The sequence below is a fragment of the Streptomyces sp. enrichment culture genome, from assembly GCF_964272855.1.
Classification (GTDB): Bacteria; Actinomycetota; Actinomycetes; order Streptomycetales; family Streptomycetaceae; genus Streptomyces.
In genome coordinates, this window is sequence record NZ_OZ186847.1 from 8,709,529 (window position 1) to 8,728,971 (window position 19,443).

Annotated in this window: 22 protein-coding genes and 7 pseudogenes; 13 read left to right on the forward strand and 16 right to left on the reverse strand. The window is 68.5% G+C overall.

All coding sequences use genetic code 11. The annotated features are described in order from the left end of the window. Nucleotides 1-71 precede the first annotated feature (71 nt). Nucleotides 72-482 carry a PepSY domain-containing protein gene (locus ACSU6L_RS39055; protein WP_437064397.1) on the reverse strand — a complete coding sequence of 137 codons (411 nt, stop codon included), beginning with the start codon at nucleotides 480-482 and terminating at the stop codon, nucleotides 72-74. Nucleotides 483-984: 502 nt separating this feature from the next. Continuing rightward, nucleotides 985-1,374: a hypothetical protein gene (locus ACSU6L_RS39060; protein WP_437064398.1), complete on the reverse strand. Its 390-nt coding sequence runs from the start codon at nucleotides 1,372-1,374 to the stop codon at nucleotides 985-987. Nucleotides 1,375-2,056: 682 nt separating this feature from the next. On the opposite strand from ACSU6L_RS39060, the gene ACSU6L_RS39065 reads away from it, so the two are divergent. The 3 genes from ACSU6L_RS39065 to ACSU6L_RS39075 all read left to right on the forward strand — a co-directional run bounded on the left by ACSU6L_RS39065 (nucleotide 2,057) and on the right by ACSU6L_RS39075 (nucleotide 5,657). Next, entirely contained in the window at nucleotides 2,057-2,989 is a 933-nt protein-coding gene (locus ACSU6L_RS39065) for a Rieske 2Fe-2S domain-containing protein (protein ID WP_437065214.1), read from the forward strand. A gap of 587 nt (nucleotides 2,990-3,576) precedes the next feature. Continuing rightward, complete coding sequence (gene ctaD, locus ACSU6L_RS39070) at nucleotides 3,577-5,289, forward strand: aa3-type cytochrome oxidase subunit I (protein WP_437064399.1); 1,713 nt, start codon at nucleotides 3,577-3,579, stop codon at nucleotides 5,287-5,289. Further along, the gene (locus ACSU6L_RS39075) at nucleotides 5,286-5,657 is read left to right on the forward strand and encodes a hypothetical protein (RefSeq protein WP_437064400.1); all 372 of its coding nucleotides are present in this window, start codon (nucleotides 5,286-5,288) and stop codon (nucleotides 5,655-5,657) included. Before ctaD ends, ACSU6L_RS39075 begins: the two co-directional genes overlap by 4 nt. A 15-nt stretch (nucleotides 5,658-5,672) precedes the next feature. Here ACSU6L_RS39075 and ACSU6L_RS39080 read toward each other — a convergent pair whose 3' ends face one another. The 3 genes and pseudogenes from ACSU6L_RS39080 to ACSU6L_RS39090 all read right to left on the reverse strand — a co-directional run. Then, the gene (locus ACSU6L_RS39080) at nucleotides 5,673-5,867 is read right to left on the reverse strand and encodes a hypothetical protein (protein ID WP_437064401.1); all 195 of its coding nucleotides are present in this window, start codon (nucleotides 5,865-5,867) and stop codon (nucleotides 5,673-5,675) included. Continuing rightward, nucleotides 5,864-6,145, reverse strand: a complete 282-nt coding sequence (locus tag ACSU6L_RS39085) for a hypothetical protein (protein WP_437064402.1) — start codon at nucleotides 6,143-6,145, stop codon at nucleotides 5,864-5,866. The genes ACSU6L_RS39080 and ACSU6L_RS39085 overlap by 4 nt, the downstream gene beginning before the upstream one ends. A gap of 202 nt (nucleotides 6,146-6,347) precedes the next feature. Next, nucleotides 6,348-6,613: pseudogene (locus ACSU6L_RS39090) on the reverse strand (transposase); the annotation flags it as partial. Between the two features lie 122 nt (nucleotides 6,614-6,735). Between ACSU6L_RS39090 and ACSU6L_RS39095 the strand changes: the two are divergent. After that, nucleotides 6,736-7,209: a hypothetical protein gene (locus ACSU6L_RS39095; protein WP_437065256.1), complete on the forward strand. Its 474-nt coding sequence runs from the start codon at nucleotides 6,736-6,738 to the stop codon at nucleotides 7,207-7,209. Nucleotides 7,210-7,319: 110 nt separating this feature from the next. Here the strand turns inward: ACSU6L_RS39095 and ACSU6L_RS39100 are convergent. After that, nucleotides 7,320-7,418, reverse strand: a pseudogene (locus ACSU6L_RS39100) (transposase); the annotation flags it as partial. Between the two features lie 294 nt (nucleotides 7,419-7,712). Here ACSU6L_RS39100 and ACSU6L_RS39105 point away from each other — a divergent pair. Next, complete coding sequence (locus ACSU6L_RS39105; protein WP_437064403.1) at nucleotides 7,713-8,873, forward strand: hypothetical protein; 1,161 nt, start codon at nucleotides 7,713-7,715, stop codon at nucleotides 8,871-8,873. Nucleotides 8,874-9,575: 702 nt separating this feature from the next. On the opposite strand, the gene hchA is transcribed toward ACSU6L_RS39105, so the two are convergent. Beyond that, nucleotides 9,576-10,457, reverse strand: coding sequence for a glyoxalase III HchA (hchA, locus tag ACSU6L_RS39110; RefSeq protein ID WP_437064404.1), 882 nt, complete (start codon nucleotides 10,455-10,457; stop codon nucleotides 9,576-9,578). 224 nt (nucleotides 10,458-10,681) lie between these two features. Here hchA and ACSU6L_RS39115 point away from each other — a divergent pair. Further along, a pseudogene (locus ACSU6L_RS39115) lies at nucleotides 10,682-11,011 on the forward strand (MFS transporter); the annotation flags it as partial. Between the two features lie 281 nt (nucleotides 11,012-11,292). On the opposite strand, the gene ACSU6L_RS39120 reads toward ACSU6L_RS39115, so the two are convergent. Beyond that, nucleotides 11,293-11,559, reverse strand: a complete 267-nt coding sequence (locus ACSU6L_RS39120; RefSeq protein WP_437065258.1) for a hypothetical protein — start codon at nucleotides 11,557-11,559, stop codon at nucleotides 11,293-11,295. Here ACSU6L_RS39120 and ACSU6L_RS39125 point away from each other — a divergent pair. After that, a complete protein-coding gene (locus tag ACSU6L_RS39125) occupies nucleotides 11,540-11,932 on the forward strand; it encodes a hypothetical protein (RefSeq protein ID WP_437064405.1) in 393 nt (130 codons plus the stop codon). The two genes, ACSU6L_RS39120 and ACSU6L_RS39125, sit on opposite strands and share 20 nt — an antisense overlap. Before the next feature lie 77 nt (nucleotides 11,933-12,009). Here ACSU6L_RS39125 and ACSU6L_RS39130 read toward each other — a convergent pair whose 3' ends face one another. The 4 genes and pseudogenes from ACSU6L_RS39130 to ACSU6L_RS39145 all read right to left on the reverse strand — a co-directional run. Further along, complete coding sequence (locus tag ACSU6L_RS39130; RefSeq protein ID WP_437064406.1) at nucleotides 12,010-12,846, reverse strand: PucR family transcriptional regulator; 837 nt, start codon at nucleotides 12,844-12,846, stop codon at nucleotides 12,010-12,012. Then, a complete protein-coding gene (locus tag ACSU6L_RS39135; RefSeq protein ID WP_437064407.1) occupies nucleotides 12,843-13,073 on the reverse strand; it encodes a hypothetical protein in 231 nt (76 codons plus the stop codon). Before ACSU6L_RS39135 ends, ACSU6L_RS39130 begins: the two co-directional genes overlap by 4 nt. Nucleotides 13,074-13,224: 151 nt before the next feature. Further along, nucleotides 13,225-13,824 (reverse strand): TetR/AcrR family transcriptional regulator, encoded by a 600-nt coding sequence (locus tag ACSU6L_RS39140; protein ID WP_437064408.1) that lies wholly within the window; start codon nucleotides 13,822-13,824, stop codon nucleotides 13,225-13,227. A gap of 42 nt (nucleotides 13,825-13,866) precedes the next feature. Then, a pseudogene (locus ACSU6L_RS39145) lies at nucleotides 13,867-14,168 on the reverse strand (transposase); the annotation flags it as partial. Here ACSU6L_RS39145 and ACSU6L_RS39150 point away from each other — a divergent pair. After that, nucleotides 14,158-14,286, forward strand: a pseudogene (locus ACSU6L_RS39150) (IS5/IS1182 family transposase); the annotation flags it as partial. The pseudogenes ACSU6L_RS39145 and ACSU6L_RS39150 sit on opposite strands and share 11 nt — an antisense overlap. A gap of 22 nt (nucleotides 14,287-14,308) precedes the next feature. On the opposite strand, the gene ACSU6L_RS39155 reads toward ACSU6L_RS39150, so the two are convergent. Further along, nucleotides 14,309-14,590, reverse strand: coding sequence for a hypothetical protein (locus tag ACSU6L_RS39155; protein WP_437064409.1), 282 nt, complete (start codon nucleotides 14,588-14,590; stop codon nucleotides 14,309-14,311). 122 nt (nucleotides 14,591-14,712) lie between these two features. On the opposite strand from ACSU6L_RS39155, the gene ACSU6L_RS39160 reads away from it, so the two are divergent. Further along, nucleotides 14,713-14,916 carry a hypothetical protein gene (locus ACSU6L_RS39160; RefSeq protein WP_437064410.1) on the forward strand — a complete coding sequence of 68 codons (204 nt, stop codon included), beginning with the start codon at nucleotides 14,713-14,715 and terminating at the stop codon, nucleotides 14,914-14,916. On the opposite strand, the pseudogene ACSU6L_RS39165 reads toward ACSU6L_RS39160, so the two are convergent. After that, nucleotides 14,871-15,131, reverse strand: a pseudogene (locus ACSU6L_RS39165) (telomere-associated protein Tap); the annotation flags it as partial. The gene ACSU6L_RS39160 and the pseudogene ACSU6L_RS39165 sit on opposite strands and share 46 nt — an antisense overlap. Nucleotides 15,132-15,239: 108 nt before the next feature. On the opposite strand from ACSU6L_RS39165, the gene ACSU6L_RS39170 reads away from it, so the two are divergent. Further along, nucleotides 15,240-15,386 (forward strand): hypothetical protein, encoded by a 147-nt coding sequence (locus ACSU6L_RS39170; protein ID WP_437064411.1) that lies wholly within the window; start codon nucleotides 15,240-15,242, stop codon nucleotides 15,384-15,386. 244 nt (nucleotides 15,387-15,630) lie between these two features. On the opposite strand, the gene ACSU6L_RS39175 is transcribed toward ACSU6L_RS39170, so the two are convergent. Then, complete coding sequence (locus ACSU6L_RS39175) at nucleotides 15,631-16,158, reverse strand: ferredoxin (protein ID WP_437064412.1); 528 nt, start codon at nucleotides 16,156-16,158, stop codon at nucleotides 15,631-15,633. 212 nt (nucleotides 16,159-16,370) lie between these two features. Between ACSU6L_RS39175 and ACSU6L_RS39180 the strand changes: the two are divergent. Further along, a pseudogene (locus ACSU6L_RS39180) lies at nucleotides 16,371-17,187 on the forward strand (IS5 family transposase). A gap of 293 nt (nucleotides 17,188-17,480) precedes the next feature. Here the strand turns inward: ACSU6L_RS39180 and ACSU6L_RS39185 are convergent. Then, nucleotides 17,481-17,888, reverse strand: coding sequence for a RidA family protein (locus ACSU6L_RS39185; RefSeq protein WP_437064413.1), 408 nt, complete (start codon nucleotides 17,886-17,888; stop codon nucleotides 17,481-17,483). A 122-nt stretch (nucleotides 17,889-18,010) separates the two neighbouring features. On the opposite strand from ACSU6L_RS39185, the gene ACSU6L_RS39190 reads away from it, so the two are divergent. Further along, nucleotides 18,011-18,391, forward strand: coding sequence for a winged helix-turn-helix transcriptional regulator (locus ACSU6L_RS39190; protein ID WP_437064414.1), 381 nt, complete (start codon nucleotides 18,011-18,013; stop codon nucleotides 18,389-18,391). A gap of 183 nt (nucleotides 18,392-18,574) precedes the next feature. Further along, entirely contained in the window at nucleotides 18,575-19,363 is a 789-nt protein-coding gene (locus ACSU6L_RS39195; protein ID WP_437064415.1) for a hypothetical protein, read from the forward strand. Nucleotides 19,364-19,443: the final 80 nt, after the last annotated feature.

A 19,443-nucleotide genomic window follows, 5' to 3' on the forward strand; every position in this document is an offset into this window, starting at 1 on the left:
GGGTCGGGCTCGCCGGCCGCAGGCCCCTTCGCAGCCGCGTCGGCAAGCCATACCCTGGCGTTCTGGCGAAGTCAGCCCTCGTCGCCGGCCTCGTCCTTGGTCTTGAGGACCTTGTAGGTCTTCGGGTCGAGGTAGACCTCCACCTCGCTGCCGTCGGCCTTCTTGATCTCCACCGCGTACGTGCCGGGGTTCTCGGCGTCCTCTTCGGACTTGACCACCGTGCCGGGGAAGGCGGCCAGCGCCGCGGCCTCGGCCTTCTGCTTGGCTTCGCCGGTCAGCGGGGTCTCCACCGCGTCACCGCCCTCGTCACCCTCGGCCTCACCGCCGTCCGCGGCCTGGGCGTCGCCGCCTGCCTGGCCGGTCGCCGCGCTGTTGGAGGACGAGGCGGAGTCGCTGGAGTCCGAGCCGCCGCAGGCGACCAGCCCGACCAGCAGGGCGGCGGTGGACACAGCGGCGGCCAGGGCGCGCGTGGGAGCGTTCATGTCGAAGATCTCCAAGAGTTTCGGGGACGTCGTACAGGCCGGACAGCAGCACAACGCCGCAGGTCCAGGCCATTCGGGGACATCAACGACCCTAGAAACAGGCATTCAAGCAAGAGGCCAGAGAGCGGCCAGGAAACCGATAAGAAACGACCAACCTTCAAGGACGACGGCCTTCAGGGCCCCCGGGCACTGAAGGACATGGACTAGATGATCGATTCCAAGGTCAGTGGTCGTAGGCGGTCAGTGAACGCAGGACTGGCTGCTTGGTGTGGTCGTTCCATGACCCGGGCGATGACGCCACCGGGTGTTGGATCAAAAGACAGTCGGTGAGGCTTCCCGCCTTCACCGTTGCCTGGCCTGCCGGCGTCCGTAGCAGGTCATGAACTGGTACAGGGTGGTGAGGCCGAGCACTGCAGGCTTGGCGGTGAGTTCCCTGTCGACGACACGTCCGCTCCAGCCGATCCCTGGGACCGACCGGCTCCGGCCGCCAGCGCGTCCTGCGTTATCCGCGCTGGTTGAGCGCCCGCGTCAGCTCCCGGTTCGCGGCGCGCGCCGCTTCGAGTTCGGCCTGCCGGTCGTCCAGCTGGCGGGTCAGTTCGGTCTCACGCTGTTCGAGGTGGGTGATCGTGGCCTGTAGCTGGGCGATGTCGGTGCTCGCTCCCAGCCCGGATTCGCGCCATGCCTGCTGCCCGAGGTGCCGGGAGAGGTGGTTCTCCAGCTGTTGCACGCGGGTGGACAGACGGGAGGCTCGTGCGAAGGCGGACATGAGGCGTTCGCGGCTGCGGAGCAGGTCGGCGAGGCGGGCCTGGAGGTCGGGGAGGTAGGAGACGTCGGTGGAGAAGTGTTCGTATAGCCCGCCTTGTAGCGAGCGTCCGTGTCGGTGCGCCGACACTCGGCCTCCGCCCACTGGTCGAGGTGCCGGGCGATGTCGAGGTGGTTGCGGTAGAGCGTGCCGTGTTCGCCAGCGAGGGCCGTTCGTGCGCGCTCCGCGTCCCAGTCCTCCAGTTCGCCCGTGTCGAAATCCAGCAGTTCTTCATCAGGCCGCTGCACGGTTTCCTCCTGCGGAATCGGCTCTGTCGACCCGTGGCCACTCCCAGCGGGGTTCGGTCCCCTCAGGCCGAGGACGAGCAGCCCAGTCGTCCCTACCAGGTACCCGTCTCGGCTCCCAGTCGCGTCTGTGGGCGACGTGCGGCAGATCGGCGGGGCGTGCACGCTGTACCCGCACTGCGGCTGGCACCTTCATCACACCTCGCCTTCCAGCGTGTCGTCGCGCCATGCGGCCAGCCATCTGCGAGAAGGCCGTCCGCGTCCAGCACACGCCGACTGAACGCGTCCCGTTCGTGCACCGGCACCGCCGCTTCCCACACGCACGGGCAAGACCCGGCCGGTCGGGCCCCAGTACGCCGACCTCACCGGACGGCCCGCGAAGAGCAGTTCCGGTCTCCGTCGGCGTGCACCACGACGGCAGGCCCTTCGCCCGTCTGCCTCTGACTTTGGGCCCTCGACGGGATGACTCCCGCCCCGTCGGCCGTTTGCGGTACGCGCAGATGGGGACCCGGCCGCTCATGACCACGATGCCACGCCGCCGCATGCGGCAGAACCGGGTCCTGTGGTTGCTGGACCGCCTGGAACGAGCCCCCCGGGCCGATGCGGTGATCGACGCGATCGGCCGGGCTGCGCGTGCCCTGCCGCTCGGGCGTGGCCGGGACGCGCTGCACGGAAGGTGGCTGGGCCACCCCGTGCATCCGCTAATGGTGCAGGTGCCGATCGGCAGCTGGCTGTCCGCGGCCCTGCTCGATCTACGGCCCGGCCGCTCCCGTGAAGCAGAGGTGCTCATCGGCGTCGGCCTGACCGCCGCCGCCCCCGCGGCCCTGGCAGGCTGGGTCGACTGGGCGGAACTGCACCGGCAGCAACAACGCGTCGGCCTGGTGCACGCCCTGAGCAACGTGACAGCCGTCGCGCTTTACGCCACCTCACTCACCTGCCGCCTCAAGGGACGCCACGCGGCCGGCCGAGCCTACGGCCTGCTGGGACTGACGGCGGTCGGAGTCGGCGGCATGCTGGGCGGCCACCTCGCCTACCGCCAGGCATCCGGCGCCAACCACGCCGAAGAGGTGCCGCACGTGGTCACGAAGGGCTGGCACCGGATCGGGACCGTGGACGAGTTCCCGGCCGGACGGCCGGTGCGGCGCAGTGTGGACGACGTACCGGTCCTGGTCGTGCGCGAAACCGGCGGGACCGTCCACGCGCTGGCCGACCGGTGCAGCCACCTCGCCGGACCGCTGTCCGAGGGCATCATCGCCGACGGATGTGTCCAGTGCCCCTGGCACGGAAGCGTCTTCCGCCTCTCCGACGGCTGGAACGTACGCGGCCCCGCCACCGCCCCCCAGCCCTCCTTCGACACCCGGATCACCGACGGCCACGTCGAGATACGCCTGCGCCACGACGACCGGTCGGAGCCCGCGGAGAACAGCCGGGAGACGGAGCGGGCAACCGGGCGCCGCTGAGAAGAACGTGCCCCAGGCCACCACGGCTGCGACCAGGGCTGACACCACAGGTGAGGTCGCGGCTGACAAGACGGCTGACAACCGCCTCGCACCACGTCTACGCAAGCTTGCCCGGCGCACCGGACGACGGTACCCACGGCGCCATGGGCCACGGCGGTACGGCTGCGCGGGGTGCCCCGCCGACCGGCCTCAGCCCTGGGAGGTGGTGCTGACCCCGGCCGCCCCTCAGGGCTCTGCAGGCTCCTGAGCAAGACGTCGGTCACCACCCCGCTGCGCGCCTAGCCGCGCCGAGCTGCACGAGGAGGCGGCGGGAGGATGGCAGCGCCACCGTCGCCGAGCTACAGGTCCTCGGACATGAAGTGCGAGGCGTTGACCTCCAGGAGCGGTTCTCCGCCGAAGCGGCGACCGTCAGTGGGCTTTCCGCTCGATCGGGCCGTGGTCCACCAGGCCGGATGGGCGAACCAAAACGGCCATGCGGCGCAGAGCCGGTCCGAGTCGGAGTGAGCCATCGACAAGCAGCACTAACTTCCGCAGGGCCGCGGGATACATGTTGCCGACCCCTGCCCTGCTGCTGACGGAGAGAGCCCATGGCCACCCATACCGAACCGGTCGCCCCGGTCCCAGCGGCGGAACGCCGCAGCCGGGGACAGGTGATCGTCACCTGGCTGACCACGACGGACCACAAGAAGATCGGTCACCTGTATCTGATCACCTCGTTCGGCTTCTTCTTGCTGGGCGGCATCCTGGCCCTGGTGATCAGGGCCGAACTGGCCCGGCCCGGGCTGCAGATCCTCTCCAACGAGCAGTACAACCAGTCGTTCACCCTGCACGGCACGATCATGCTGCTGCTGTTCGCCACCCCGACGTTCGCGGGGTTCGCCAACGCCATCATGCCGTTGCAGATCGGTGCGCCGGACGTCGCCTTCCCGCGGCTGAACATGTTCTCGTACTGGCTGTTCCTCTTCGGCGGCCTGATCGTGATCGGCAGCCTGACGGTTCCCGAGGGCGCGGCGGACTTCGGCTGGACCGCCTACACCCCGCTCAGCGGTGGCGAGCGCACCACCCAGCAGGGCGGGGACATGTGGATCATGGGGCTGGGGCTGTCCGGGTTCGGCACGATCCTTGGCGCGGTCAACTTCATGACGACGATCATCTGCATGCGCGCCCCCGGCATGACCATGTTCCGCATGCCGATCTTCACCTGGAACGTGCTGCTGACCTCGGTGCTGGTCCTGTTCGCCTTCCCCGTCCTGGCCGCGGCCCTGTTCGCGCTGGAGGCGGACCGGAAGTTCGGGGCGCACATCTTCGACCCCGCCAACGGCGGCGCCATCCTCTGGCAGCACCTGTTCTGGTTCTTCGGCCATCCCGAGGTCTACATCCTGGCCCTGCCCTTCTTCGGCGTGGTCACCGAGATCATCCCGGTCTTCTCCCGCAAGCCGATCTTCGGCTACGGCGGGCTGATCGGCGCCACCATCGCCATCGCCGGGCTGTCGGTGACCGTCTGGGCCCACCACATGTTCGCCACCGGGGCGGTGCTGCTGCCGTTCTTCTCCTTCATGAGCTTCCTGATCGCCGTGCCGACGGGCGTGAAGTTCTTCAACTGGATCGGCACCATGTGGAAAGGCTCGGTGTCCTTCGAACCGCCGATGCTGTGGGCAGCCGGCTTCCTCGTCACCTTCCTCTTCGGCGGGCTGACCGGCGTCCTGCTCGCCTCGCCGCCGATGGACTTCCATGTCACCGACTCCTACTTCGTCGTGGCGCACTTCCACTACGTCCTCTTCGGCACCATCGTCTTCGCCATGTTCGGCGGGTTCAGCTTCTGGTGGCCCAAGATGACCGGCACCCTGCTCGACGAGCGGCTGGAGAAGATCCATTTCTGGACGCTGTTCGTCGGCTTCCACACCACCTTCCTCGTGCAGCACTGGCTCGGTGCCGAAGGCATGCCCCGCCGCTATGTCGATTACCTGGCCGCCGACGGCTTCACCGCGCTCAACACCGTCTCGTCCATCGGCGCGTTCCTCCTCGGCCTGTCCACGCTGCCGTTCCTCTACAACGTGTGGAAGACCGCCATGCACGGTGAGCGCGTGGAGGTCGACGACCCGTGGGGCTACGGCCGCTCCCTGGAGTGGGCCACCTCCTGCCCGCCGCCGCGCCACAACTTCCTCACGCTCCCCCGCATCCGCTCCGAATCTCCTGCCTTCGACCTCCACCACCCCGACCTCGCGCAACTGGAGCAGCAGGCGAACCTCGGACGGCGGGACCTCGTGTCCGCCGACGAGCACAAGGGCGGAGCGCGATGAGGCGAGAGGAAGAGCACGCGTCGCCCGACGATGCGGCCGCACTGGTCAACTCGGTCGAGGGCTACTTGCACGTCCGTGCCCACCAGGAGGACGCACGTCGAGAGGCGGAGGAACTCTGCGCTCGGATGCCATGGCTGACCAGCGCCCAGGCCGAGGACGTCACGCGTCACTATGTCCGTCAGCGCATGCTTCTCACCCGTCGGATACTGCAGACGACGGCTGACCGGGCCGTTGAACTCCGCAGCGAGTACGAGGCCCGCTACGCCACCTTGCGCCGCGAGTTGCTCAAACGCCACACCGCCTGTGCCTGCGCCGTCCTCGCCGGCGCCAGTGCCGTGGCCGTCCTGACCGGCGTGCTCGTCCGCTAGGCGGTGTCTTTCCGGTCATTCATGACGTAGGCCACCAGTACGCGACGCCTCGTCACCAGTGGCGTCGACGAGCCGGTGCAGCAGGGACGCCCGGCGCTCCAGGTAGCCCAGCCGTCTGTCGACGTCGGCGACCGCGTAGTTCTCGGGGTCGTTGAGCAGGCCCACGACCTCCGCGACCAGCAGGGTGTCCGCCTGCGGCTCGGCGGTCACGAGAGATTCCCGGCGAGCGCGGCCAGGCGCTTCATCTCGTCCACGCCGTCGTTGCAGCACTGCCCGCACACCAGCCGCCGCTTCGTGGGCCGCTCGGGAAGGCGGATGTCGTACGGCAACCGGGACTCGTCCTTGAACTCGCGCAGGTCGTAGTCGCACTCCGCGCAGACCTGCCGAGCGGCGCGGCAGGTCGTTCTCGATGCCAGCCACGATCGCGTCCACTGCCAGTGCTCGGCGCAGCTCGCGTGTGGGTGCGCGATATCGCGGGCAACCGCCACAGCTGGGACATGCGCCACCTGTCCGTGCACTGACCTGCCAGAGAGCTGAGCGCCCTGCGCCCTAGAACGCGCAGAACGGACACCAATCACGGCCCGCCCCGCCGCTCCTGGCGCGGCGGGCCGTCCGCATGCCCACACCGCCCGCCTGCCCGCCGAGTCGTGCCCTCACCAAGTCTCCCCTCCTGGGCCACGTCGGCGGATGCAGGACCTCGTGGAGCCGTTGCCACACGCCGGCCTCGTTCCAGTCCCGCAGCCGTCGCCAGCAGGTCATGCCCGAGCCGAAGCCCAGGGTCCTTCGGGAGGTACTCCCACTGGATGCCGGTGTGCAGCACGTACAGGATCCCGCACAGCACCTCCCGGTCCGGTAACGCCTTGCGGCCGGGATTACCGGAAGCGGCGCTCACGCCGCGGCAGCAGCGGCTCCAGGCGGTCCCACAGCTCATCCGACACGATCCACGGCGATGTCACCACGCCGAGGCGAACGTTCAACTCCCGCCCCGGACACGGCAACCAACGCCGATCCGCCTCATTGTGTTAGCCGTTGCAAGAACCTCCAACGAGCGCATGTTGTCGACCCGTACGTCGGCTACTTGCACCAGCGCTGGAACGAGGGCGTCAGGAACGCCGCCCAGCTTTGCCGAGGGATCAAGCAACTCGGCTATCCCGGCGGCGAGTTAGCCGTTCAGCGGCATCTGCGGCGCTACCGGACCGGGCGCGGACACGCACCCGACCCGGGGCCGAAGCCTCCTTCGGTCCGCGGGGTCACCTCGTGGATCATGACCCACCCCGAGCATCTGCGGGACGAGGACGCTGACAAGCTGCACCAGCTGCGTGAGCGCGATCCCGAACTCGACCGGCTCACTCTGCACGTCAGGAAGTTCGCAGCGATGATGACCGGCCGCCACGGCGACCGCCTCGAAGATTGGATCACCGACGTCGAACAGGACAGTCCAGCTCCGCTGGCGGCTTTGCGCGCAACCTCCGCCGCGACTTCGACGAGGTCCGCAACGGGCTGTCTCTGCCGCACAGTTCCGGCGCCGTCGAGGGCAACATCAACCGGCTGAAGATGCTGAAACGCCAGATGTTCGGCAGGGCCAGTCTCGATCTCCTTCGCAAGCGCGTCTGCTCACACGGTGAACCTCGACCGTCCGGATCACAAGATCGTCGACAGAACCCTGATCTTGACGTTGATGGCGTCCACGAACAAAACGGGGTAAACGCGGTCGAGGGGACGGTTCTGCCACTCGGCCATGCCCTCCATCACCTTGTCGGTGCCCCCGGCCCTGTTCCCGCCGGCTTCCAGGCGATCTCGTCCACCTCGGGGAGGGGCGTGGCCCGGTCGAGGGGTGAGCCCCGTAGGTGTGCCACACCACGGCGTTGACCGACTCCGGGACATTGCATCCGATGCGTGAATCCGATGAGCCGGAGCTGGGGATCTACGGCATCGACGTACCTCCTGATGGTGAGGGAAGCAGGCTGTTGACCTTCACTTCACTCTTGCCGGGAATTAGTCATCGGGCGAACAACGAGCAGACAGAATCACGAGAAACCAAGCGGAGGGAAGAGGATGAGTATTGCCGACGAGCAGGACCGGCTGCTGCGCGAGCCGAGACGCGCTCTCGAACGAGCCCGGCGGGACCCGGCGACGTGGACCGACCTCGCGTTCCGCTCACAGGACACCGGCGAAGGCCACGTGACCGACTGCCATAGAGCCGCTCGCTTCGGGGTTCTGTGGGCACTGCAGTACGACCGCCGCCCCCAAGACCTGCCGCTGTCGCGTTTTCTCCTCCAGCAGCAGACCACTTACTACCGCAAGGCCGTCTCCTGGGGCCTGGCCCCCGACCTGACACTGGCGGGCTTCCTGGTCGCCGAGCACAGGCGGGTGGAGGACCTATGGCTGCACTGGGAAGCCAAGAACATCAGCTTCGATACCGCCCTGGGCTACCACCTCTATCACCTTCTCACCGGAGGCGTCGCCGCCACCATAGAAGCGGTGCGAGCCGGCTCCCACCCTGACCGCGACCGGATCCTGGGCGACATCACTTCAGCCCGCCATACCGACGCTGCGGTCGAAGAGTGGCTGGGTCAGCAACGCGAACGATTCCCTGCCGAGCCGGCCGACGAGGGCTTGGAGGCGTGGGCCCATCACGCCGCCCGTCTCGGCGAGCGTGAGGCATCCCGCCTGTTCATGACCGAGTGGGCAGCCGGCGAGCCTCGAACCGACAGCACGCTCAACACACTCCAGTTCCACCTCGCCCATCTCGGCTACGTCGCCGAGGCCGTAGCCGTGCAGAAGGAAGCGATCGCGATCTGCGACGACTCGCCAGGATCAAGCCACATGGCCAGCATGCTCCTGGGCTTGGTCAGGCTGGAGCGGCAGGCCGGGCACTTCACAGAGGCACGGCAATCCCTGCAGGCTGCCGGACAATCCCTCTCGGCACTTCAGGACTGGCCCTGGATGGGCATGTGGCAGTCGTTCGTCAAGGAGCACTTTCTCCTCGTTCCGGTCGCACCCGACGGGCACACGGGTCGGCAATTGCTGAACGAGGCTGACCAGTACCTACGAGACGCTCCTCAGAAATGGCTGAGCGGAGTACTGGACTCGGCGATCGCGGCAGCAGAACACCTCGACGACGAGAACACGGCCGGCCGATACCAGGCGCTGAGGGACCTCGCTCACCACCAGCACGGGCAACCACGGTCACCGGGATCGGCGGGTACCGCATGAAATCCCGGGCCAGGTCTGTGAGACGAAGATCTTCCGTCGCGTCACCAGGACACGGGTGGACAAGGCCCGGCGGTGCGCTTTGGCCGCAGGTCGGCGACTGGGAGGCGGTCACTACTGACCTGCTCCAGCTCATCTTGAAGCGTGAATGCGACGCTCTCAGCCTGGGACTGCCGGACATCTACCGCGCCTCGGTGTGCTCCGGCCCTCACAGCATGGTGCGGGCCTACGACCCGGCGGCCAGGCGGTACCAGATGTACGGGCCCGCCGACCGGGCCGAGGTCCTGACCGAGATCGGCAGGCACCTGGCTGAGGCGAAAGCCGGGTGCGCACTGTGGCCGGGCGACAGCCTGCTGGTTCCCGCTCATCCCGGTCAAGGCCACTGATAGTCGTATGAGGGGTGTAGGAAGCCTGGCGGAGTTCCGTCCCCCGCGGCAGCGGGATTACTCGCTCGGCCCTCTCGTCGATTGGCATCTTGTTTCTGCCCCCGTGCAGGTCTGCGCGTGGTCCATGCAGACATCCCCTGGGCGAGGGGCAACCCGGACGTGCGCCCCGCTTCGCAGGCAGACGCAGGCATGCGCGACAGCAGGGGCGAACGGGCGGGCCGGGTAGGCGCGCCCGTTGCTCTGCACTCACGACGGAATCAGGGACCGGCCTTGGCTGCTGCGTTCCTCGCGCCGCCGCCGCGATCATTGAGGACAGACCCTAACCCGCGGTCCCGGCTGCTTCGACCAGGGCCTCAGCGGCGAGCAGACCGAGCTTGTGGGAGGCGAGGGGGCTGTCACCCGTCAGGAGCTTCCGGTCCTGGTGGGTCTTGCCGGTCATGTCATCGTTGATGACGTTCAGCCCCTGCTTGCTCAACAGATTGGCCACCAGCCAGGGCAAGCGGCCGGGAAGGTAGCCGATCTCGAGGTTCGGCCCCTCGTCGAGTGCGTCGGGGAAGACGCAGACCGAGTACCCCTTGAACAGCGACTCGTCCCTGCCCGGCGAGGCAGCGAGCAGTGCCGCCGGGCCATGGCACAGGGTGATGATGAACTTGTCGTTGGACAGAGCCCACTCAAGCGTCTGGCCCACCGCCTCACTGGCCGGCAGCCCGACGACGGCCCCGTGTCCGCCCGGAATGAAGACGGCGATGTAATCCGAGTGCTCTCCAAGCTCCTTGGCGACGACCTCGGAGAGCTTCTTGGGCTGCTTGAGCTTCGGCTTGAGGGCTTCGTACGTCCCCATGACCGCTTCGTCCTCGCGGGGCATCGCCCACAGCTCGAGCTTCGCCGGATAGCCCTCCAGCGTGGCGACGTCGACGTCGAAGCCCGCCTCCATCATGTGGTGAAGCGGAAGCAGCATCTCGACCGGATGGTTTCCGGTGGAGAACATCTTGCCGTTCTCCAGCAGGACGTAGCGCTCCTCCGCCGCGATCATGAGCACCTTCCACTTCCCCTGGGTGTAGGCGCCCTTGTGCTGCACCCCATCGAAGTCGGTCTTCGACGACGTGTACTGACTGAGTGAGTACGGCGACGGGAAGTACGCGTTGTCTTCGGCCGTGTCCGGCGTGGGGGCCTTGCTCAACTCGTTTGCGGCCTCGGACATGGACGACCCACTTTCCTTGATGTCGTGCAGGGGTTGTGTCGTTTCCGGGTCGCTCTGACGACGACCCTGGGGGGCTCCACCGAGACGCGTTGCCCCGTCGCAGGAGCCTGAGTACGGGGTTTACCGCCGCGCGGAGGCGAACGGCGCCCGTTCGAATTCACAGTTCAATCATGCGCAGCGGCCCCCGCCCCACGCGACTGGTGGCGGCGGTCAGCTTCCCTCAGATGGCCTCTCACCTGGGCTTTTCCTCGGTCCGTTGGGGGCAGCGACAGCAAACTCTGTGTCGGCCCACAAGCCGCCGGAACCTCCATGGCAGATTGCCGTCGCCCAGAGCGCCGGCCTGGCTGCCGTCGCCGTGGGCAGGAGGGCCTACCGCGGTGACCCTGGTGTTCGCCGTGTACGCCTTCGGCCTGCTGGCCGCGCTTCTGGTCGGCGGATCGCTGTCCGACCACGTCGGACGGCGCCCTGTACTGATCGTTTCGCTCCTGGTGGAGATCGCGGCGATGGTGGTCTTCATCGAGGCGGCCGGACTCGGCTGGCTGCTCGTCGCCCGCGGCATACAGGGGGGCTGGCCACCGGAGCCGCGATGGGCACCATCGGGGCCGGCCTGGTCGATTTGCAGCCCTTGCACAAGCCGAGGCTGGGCCCCCTGGTGGGCGGTACCTCCATCCTGCTGGGGCTGGCGCTGGGCGGCCTCGGCGCCGGCGTGCTGGTGCGGTATGCCCCGGCGCCGACCATGCTGGTCTACCTCCTTCTCATCGCCGCGTTCGCCATCACCCTCGCCGGCGTGGTGTTCATGCCGGAGACGACCGAGGGACGGCCCGGCGCTCTCGGCTCACTCCTGCCCCGGGCGTCGCTGCCCCGTCGGCTGCGTCCGCAGGTCCTGGTCATCACGCCAAGCCTCGTGGCTCTCTGGGCCGTCGGCGGTTTCCATCTCTCGCTGGGACCCGCACTGACCGCCGCGGTGCTGGGCGAGCGGAGCACCGTGATCGCGGGTGCGGTGATCGCCGTACTGACCGGCGCCGGTGCCCTCGGGCAGTTGTTCCTCCAGCGCACGACACCGCTGCGGATCCTGTCGTTCGGTGGCGCTGATCGCAGGCATGCTGATCACCTTGATCGGCGTGGCGGCCACGGCTTCGGCGGCCTATCTGATCGGCACGGCCCTCGCCGGTTTCGGATACGGTGCGTCGTTCCTCGGCGCCATGCGCTCTCTGGCCGCGCGGGCCGAGCCCACGGAACGGGCCGCGGTCTTCTCCGTCATGTTCCTGATCAGCTACCTGGCGTTCGGGCTGCCGGCCGTCGTCGCGGGCGTGTCAGCCACCCACCTGGGGCTGGCCCTTACGTCCAGCGGGTACGCGGTAGTGGTCATCGCGCTGGCACTCCTCGCACTCATCGGCCTGTACGTGCAACGGCGCCGCAAGGCACCCCGGGCCGCAGAGACCGCACGATCCCAGCCGGCGCACCAGAGCGCCTGATTGTTTCGGGCGAGGCGCGACAAAACCTCGGGCTGCGGGTGCCCGCGCACGAGCGGCGCCCCGCCCGCAGGCTTGCCTCAGCCGGCGCGGTCGCCGCGCACGGCCTCCATGGCCACGACCAGGTCGGCGATCGCGCGGGGTTGGGTGAGAGAGCGACCGGTGAGATCCTGGAGGCGACGAAGCCGGTAACGAACGGTGTTCGCGTGAACGTGCAGCCGCTCGGCGGCACGCTCGGCCGAGCCGTCGTGGTCGAGCCAGGCCTGCAGCGTACCCAGCAGTACGGCACGTTCCTCACCGGGCAGGTCCAGAACCGGGCCGAGGGCCTGCAGGGCGATGCGGCGGCCTTCGTCTGGGTCCCGGGCCACGAGACCGGCCAACGGCCCGGCCCCCAGGACATTCACCCCGGCGCGGCCCTCCGGCAGGCGATGCAGCGCGGCGCAGGCCAGGCGCAGCGCCCTCGGAGTCTCCCCCCACGCCTGGAAGACGGGACTCACACCGGTCCGCGCCGACGCGCTCTGCCGTACCAGTTCCATCACCTGGCTGAACTGCTCCGGACGCAGCGACACCACCCCCATCTGCGCAGTGGAGGTCAGCTGCCATGCTGAGGGGATGCCGCGTTCCGCCAGCCGCTGCTCGATGCCCGGCAGGCTCGGGTCGGCCGGTCCGACGGTTTCCGCGGCGACGACGATGTGGTCTGCGTCCGAGGGCAGTCCCAGGAGCTTGGGCACCTCCCAGGGCGGGGCACCGGGGCCCGGTTCTCCCGCGAACAGGGCCTCGACCAGGGCCGAGCGCCGCTGCTCGCGCTCCACGAGCATCTCCGCGGTGGCCGACCGGTACGCCTCGGTGAGCGCGATCGCGTACTCGTCGCTGAGCTGCCACCCCCGGGTGGCCGCCGAGAGTACCGTGTCGATCACCGACCGGTCCGGGAGTGGCGGCTCCATTCGGTCAGCAGCTCCCACAGCGCGGCGAACCCCATGCGGTATGCGCGCAGAAGCTCCGGCAGCGGCGCGCCCTGCCGTGCGCGCCGTCGACCGGTCAGTTCCGCGATCGAATGGTCCTGGCGGTGGGCCGGTTCGCGTAGGGCGGCGACCATCGACCGCATGTTCTGTTCCACCGACTGCTGGAGGTCGGTGCGGGACACGACCTCTTCCTCCCGCTAGAAGTCGATGTCCTTGGCAATGCCGGCAAGAACATCGTCGATCAGGCGCGGGAGTCGTGCCTCGATCCACTCGGACAGATTCATCAGGTTCGGCTCTGTCACCGTGCCCACCCGCCCATCGATGCCGTGCCCATCACTCGTCTTGGTGGCCGTCCAGGGCCGGGGCGGTGGCGAGGAGACCGTCCACCAGGGCGCGGGCACAGGCGGCGTCCGTCGGTTCGATGCCGAACAGGACGCGGAAATGCAGCGGAGCCACGACCTGGTCCATCACATTCTCGGTGGCCGGGGGCTTCTCGCCGCGGGCGCGGGCGCGGGCGCGGATCAAGTCGATCTGATCCACTCGCCTGCGCACGCAGCGGTCCCGGACCTCGCCATCGCCGACCGCGTTGACAACGGTACGGAGGGACGCGCTGCCTTCAGGCGTGCTGATGTGCTCGAGCACAAGCTCCGCCCACCTGCGGAGATCGCCACGGAGGCTGCCGGTGTCCGGCGGCAAGGAGTCCGACGTCAGACGGCTCTCGGCGACCCAGGTGAGCAGCTGATGCACATCGCCCCAGCGTCGATAGATGCTCGTCGGGTTGACCCCTGCGCGCGCGGCGATCGCGGGGATCGAGATCTGTTCGGGGCCCCGCTCGCAGATCAGTTCAGTGGCAGCCTGTTCCACGGCGGCCAGGACGCGAGCGCTGCGCCCGCCGGGTCGGCTGGCGGTCCGCTGCTGCTCTGAAGTGGCCATGAAACAAGCGTAGAGCAAAGATACTTGCTTTAAGGTATCGTCTCATTTGGAGGATCGGCGGTAGCAGACAGGCTGCAGGCGATGGCGACGAAGGCCAGGAAGTGCTCGGCCTTGCGTTCGTAGTGCAGGCGGCGGCAGCCGCCCAACCAGGACATCGTGCGCTCGATCGTCCAGCGATGCCGGCCCACCCGTGTGGAGGATTCGACGCCTCTGCGGGCGATGCGGTGGCGGATGCCGCGCGAGCAGAGCCATCGGCGCAGGTGGTCGTAGTCGTAGCCCTTGTCCGCGTGGAGCTTGGCGGGCCGTCGCCGACGCGGGCCGCGGCGGGACCGGATCGGGGGAATACGCCCGCTGCTGCCGCCCGCCCCCGAGCGGCGCCATCGCCACCCCGGGCGGCTGCGCGTTCCCGACCGACTGGCGCTCGTCGGCGTCATGTATGTGCTGCGGACCGGTATCGCGTGGCGTCCGCGTCGGTCTCATGCGGTCACTTTCGGGCCTGGCCGCGCATCACGTCGAGCACATCGCCCGGGGCCAGCCGATCACGGTACAGAAGCACCCAGGCGACGGCGCCGACCACGGCAACGATCTGAGTAGATCCGGCGGCCGAGAGCTCCGCCAAGCCCGCCGCGATGGCGGCACCGGTCATCACCACATCTGGGACGACCTGAACGCCCGCATCCGCGCCCTGACCGGACGGCGCCGCCCGGCCCAGCTCCCGCCGCCCGACGCCCCCGCCTCCGTCATGATCGAAGCGGCCCTCAGCCACCTCGACACCCCACCCCCCACCCGGCCCCTGCCCGACCATCCGGCCCTGCGCGATCCCTTCGACGTTGCCCCCTGTCCTACGCAGCGCTCGACGCGCGCCTCGCATGCTGCGCCCTGGCCGCCGTGCTCGCCGGCGAGCGCCTGCCGGAAGCCTGGCTGGAGGAGATCACCGCCCCCGGCCACGACGACGAGGACGAGGACGAGCAGCGCACCTACACCAGACTCCTCACGGCCATCAGCGACTTCTTCTGCGACCGTGACCATCGAAATCCGTATCCCCCTTATTCTCCGGTGCCCTTGGCGGTGACCGCGCCGGTCTTGATGTAGCGGGCGAGGTTGGCGACATGGCCGTCCGAGCCGAGTTGCTCGAGCACGTCGGCGCCCCACAGCACGCTCTGGGTGCCCTCGTGCTTGACCATCCCGGGCGAGATCCCCAGCCGGAAGCTGCCCGGCACGGTCTTGCCATAGGCGCCGTAGGGCAGCACATCCAGCGGGCTGGGCCCGTCTGCGGCATACACGGCGCAATCGGACAGGACCGCGACTGTTCGACCTGGCGGTCAGGGACGAGGCCCACCGCATCCCGGGCCGCCGACAGGAAGTGGGCGATCGTCAACGATGCGAAGCGGCCCCGCGCAGACCGCCGCCTCTACATGACCGCCACCCCAAGGATCTGCGTCGGGGCTGAGTCCGCCGGCACCACCCGCCCGCGCCGCCACCGCACCACGGCAGCAGACGCGGACGCCTTCGCCAACTCCATGGACAACCAGGCCGTCTACGCCCCGAAGATATTCGAATAGGAGCATGTTCGAGCAGGTCATGGCCGAGGTCCGGCTCCCTCGGTCAGGCGGCGGTCACCCCCGCACACGCCCAGACGCACTGAGCGCCGACAACGGCCTAAAGTTGCCGCTGCATACGGATCTCCCTGCGCAGACGTCAGATCCCGCACAGCATCCCGGAGAAGAAGGACCCAATCGGACACCGGTTGGTCCGAGGCTCAGCGGGCGGTCGTCCACCCGGCTTCGACCTGACGTCTGGCCGCGGCTAGAGCTGCGGCAGCCGGTCCGTACTCGTGGGGGAGCATCGCTCCTCGAGCCAGAAGAGATAGACACGGAGGTGTTCGGCCAGCTCGCCGTCAAGGTATGCGGCGTAGTTCTTGGCGGCCGTGGCCACTCCTTGCCCTGCCTTCGTGTCGTCGGCCTCCCAGTCGGCTCGCCGGCTCGACAGATACTCCCTGATCCGCCCCCGGTCGCGCCACCATTGCCGGACCGCTGCCGGCGTCCAGTGACTGTCACCGTCACAGCCGTAACCGGAGAATGCCTCGGCCTCGGCTGCGTCGATCAGCTGCTGAAGCTCTCTCGCCGTCCGGGGCTGCCGGTACACGTACTCAGTGAAGTAGTCGGCCTCGTAGAGAACGAGTTCCGGGGCGTGGATGCGGCCAGTGCCGCAGTTGTCCGTGTCGGCTCCGTAGAAGGGGCCGGGCACGTTGAGCCACTTTCGATCCGCCCACTGTCCCAGGAATGCACCGCGCGCATCGTCGAGCAGGGGCACCGGATCGAAGTAGAGGTCCACAGCGGAAGGTTAGCCACCTTCCGAACGATTCATCAGACACGGCCTGAGTACGCGAACGTCCGGAGTCCGATCGGCAGCCAGGCGCCCCCCTGGTGCGGGGTGTCGAAGGAGACGTAGCCGCTGGTGCGGTGGCCCATGCGCCGGTCTCTTAGAGTTCCTGACAGAAGTCGTTGATCAAGTAACCGTCAGCTTGTCTGCTCGTTGGTCGGGTCGTGGGGAAGCGTCAGTCGCGGCCGTGGATCGTGTCGGACGAACTGTGGTCGCTCATCGAGCCGTTGCTGCCAAAGCCAGGTCCCGAAGCTGGTCTCGGGCCGGCCGCGAGTGCCGGACCGTCAGGCGTTGTGCGGGATCCTGTTCGTGCAGCACACCGGAATCCAGTGGGAGTACCTGCCCCAGGAACTGGGCTTCGGCTCGGGGATGACCTGCTGGCGTCGCCTGGCCGAGTGGAACGAAGCCGGCGTGTGGGACCAGCTGCACCTGGTGCTGCTGAAGAAGCTGAGGTCGGCGAAGAAGCTCGACTGGTCGAGGGCGGTGATCGACTCCTCCCACGTCAGGGCGGCCCGCCGCGGCCCCAAAGCGGTCCCAGCCCGGCCGACCGCGCACGTCCGGGCAGCAAACACCACATCCTCGTCGACGGACAGGGCGTCCCGCTCGCGGTGTCGCTGACCGGCGGCAACCGCAACGACGTCACCCAGCTCCCGCCCCTGCTCGACAAGATCCCACCGGTCGCCGGCGTCGTCGGCCGGCCGCGGCGACGGCCGGACATGCTGTTCGCGGACCGCGGCTACGACCACGACAAGTACTGGCGGCTGCTGTGGAAGCGCGGTATCCGTCCAGTGATCGCGGAACGAGGACAGCCGCACGGCTCCGGCCTGGGCATCTTCCGCTGGGTAGTGGAGCGCACCATCTCCTGGCTGCACGGCTTCCGCCGCCTGCGTATCCGCTGGGAACGACGCGGACATCCACGAAGCCTTCCTCGGCCTCGCCACCTGCCTCATCACCCACCGCCACGTCCAACGCCTTTGTTAGGACCTCTAAGAACTCAACCGGCACGGGCCGGAGGGTAGCCGGGCTGACACCGGATCAGTGAGCCGCCGCCCGAACCCGGCTCAGGCTCCCGGAGAGCGACGGCTGAGTCCGGCCGGGCGCCGGCCCGCTGCCGTGCACCGTGCGGGCGACGAGGATGGCCCGGGACCACGATCACGGTCCAGGGCCGTCCTCGTCGCGGCAAACCCCATGATGTCACCGGGACCAGGGGCGCCACGCTCGGGATTCAGCGGCGTCTGCGATATGACCTGGACCCTTCACCGGAGAGGGCCTGTTCAGTCGATGACTGCGGTGGCTTCGATCTCGACCAGGTGCTCGGGTACGTCCAGCGCCGCAACGCCCAGCAGGGTGGCCGGGGGCGCCGGGGTGACGCCCAGTTTCGTGACCGCCCGGGTGATCCCCTCCATGAGCAGGGGCATCTTGTCAGGGGTCCAGTCGACGACGTAGACGGTCAGTTTCGCCACATCGTCGAGGGAGGCACCGACCTCGGCCAGGGCGGTGGCGATGTTGAGGTAGCACTGCTCGACCTGGGCGGCGAGGTCACCTTCGCCGACCGTGACACCGTCGGCGTCCCAGGACACCTGACCTGCGATGAAGAGCAGCTTCGAGCCGGTAGCGATCGACAACTGCCGGTAGGCATCGATCTTCGGCAGTCCGCTGGGGTTCACCAGGGTGATGGGCATGCTGCAGCCTCCTTGTCATGAGGGCGCGCCGCGACGCGTCTGCTCTCTTGTGGTTACTTCGGAACCGTAAGAGAGTGGTCGCTGACATGGAAGAACGCACTTTTCAGTGACTGGGGAACCGTATGGTGACCAAGCAGTTCATGGGCTCGCCCGACGAAGCGGACGTGAGGCGCGCCGACTCTCTGGCTCGGGAGATATTCTCGGACGTGGCCAACAAGTGGGCCCTCCTGATCATCGAGGCGCTGGGGGAGCGCACCCTGCGCTTCGGTGGGCTGCGGGACGAGATTGAGGGCATCAGCCACAAGATGCTCACCCAGAACCTGCGCATGCTGGAGCGCAACGGCCTGGTCGAGCGGACGGTGCACCCGGTCGTGCCGCCGCGGGTCGAGTACACCCTCACCGAGCCGGGCCAGGCCCTGCGAGTGACGATCGACGGACTGTGTGACTGGACCCACCGGTACCTCGGTCACATCGAGGCCTCCCGCCACCGCTTCGACGACTGACGGGCTGACCACTCGTCGGCCGCCCCGCGCTTCGCGATCGTGCCGGACGACAGCGGTCTGCCGGGCCGGCGTCACGGCCCAAGCTGAGTGAGGCCCTGTTCACCGTGCTCGAGCATGAGCGGGCCCAGCGGGTCGTGGACGAAATCATGACGGCCGCCGGTACATCGTACGGAGGCGAGTGACATGCCACGGATCAGTGACGCGGACCGGGCCCGCAACGAGGAAGCGATCCGCGCCGCGATCGACCGGCTTCTGCGGGGCGAACTCCCGTCCGGCCGCACATGCGATCTGAAGACCCTGGCCGCCGAAGCGGGGGTGACCCGTACCGGCTTCAACCCGAGGAAGAACCGCGACGGCACCACCCGCCCCGGCCCTCACCAGCACCGGGGCGAGGAGTTCGAGCGTCGCCTGAAGGCCCAGTGCCATGCGGGCGAGGCCCCTGAACCCCGGACCGCTCAGATCGAACGGCTCAAGGCAGAGAACGCCGAGTTGAGAAACCGCATCACCGTCAGGGACGAGTCCATCGCCGAGCTGAAGGCCTCCCACGTCCAGGCCGTCTCGCAGCAGAACGACCTGTTGGACGCCGACCTGGTGGACGCGGTCACGGCGGCCGCCGACGCCTGCCGGGGTGGCGCGCGGATCGACGCACCGGTCAAGTGCGGTCTGCCGCGGATCGACGCACCGGTCAAGTGCGGTCTGCCGCGGGTCGACCGGGCTGTGCGGACCGCGTACAGCGAGGCGATGGGGACCCGTAAGCGTCGCCGCGTGCTGCCCAAGCAGATGACGCTCGGGCCCTCCTCGTACTCGTACGCCGGGCCCCGGTTGGAGCCGCTGCCGCGCGAGGTGAGGGCCTGGAAAGCCTGGCGCGCATGGTGGAGGCGTACATCCGCGCCGGCGCGCTGCGTCGCGAGCTGCATCCGCCGCGACGCGACGCCGGGCACTCGGGCGGGTGAATCCTCGCCCATCGCGTAACCGGGGATCTGCGAGAGCCGTCTCAGCACGGCGCCTTGTGGATCTCCGGAGACACCGTTCTCCACGGCGGCCTGCGCCAG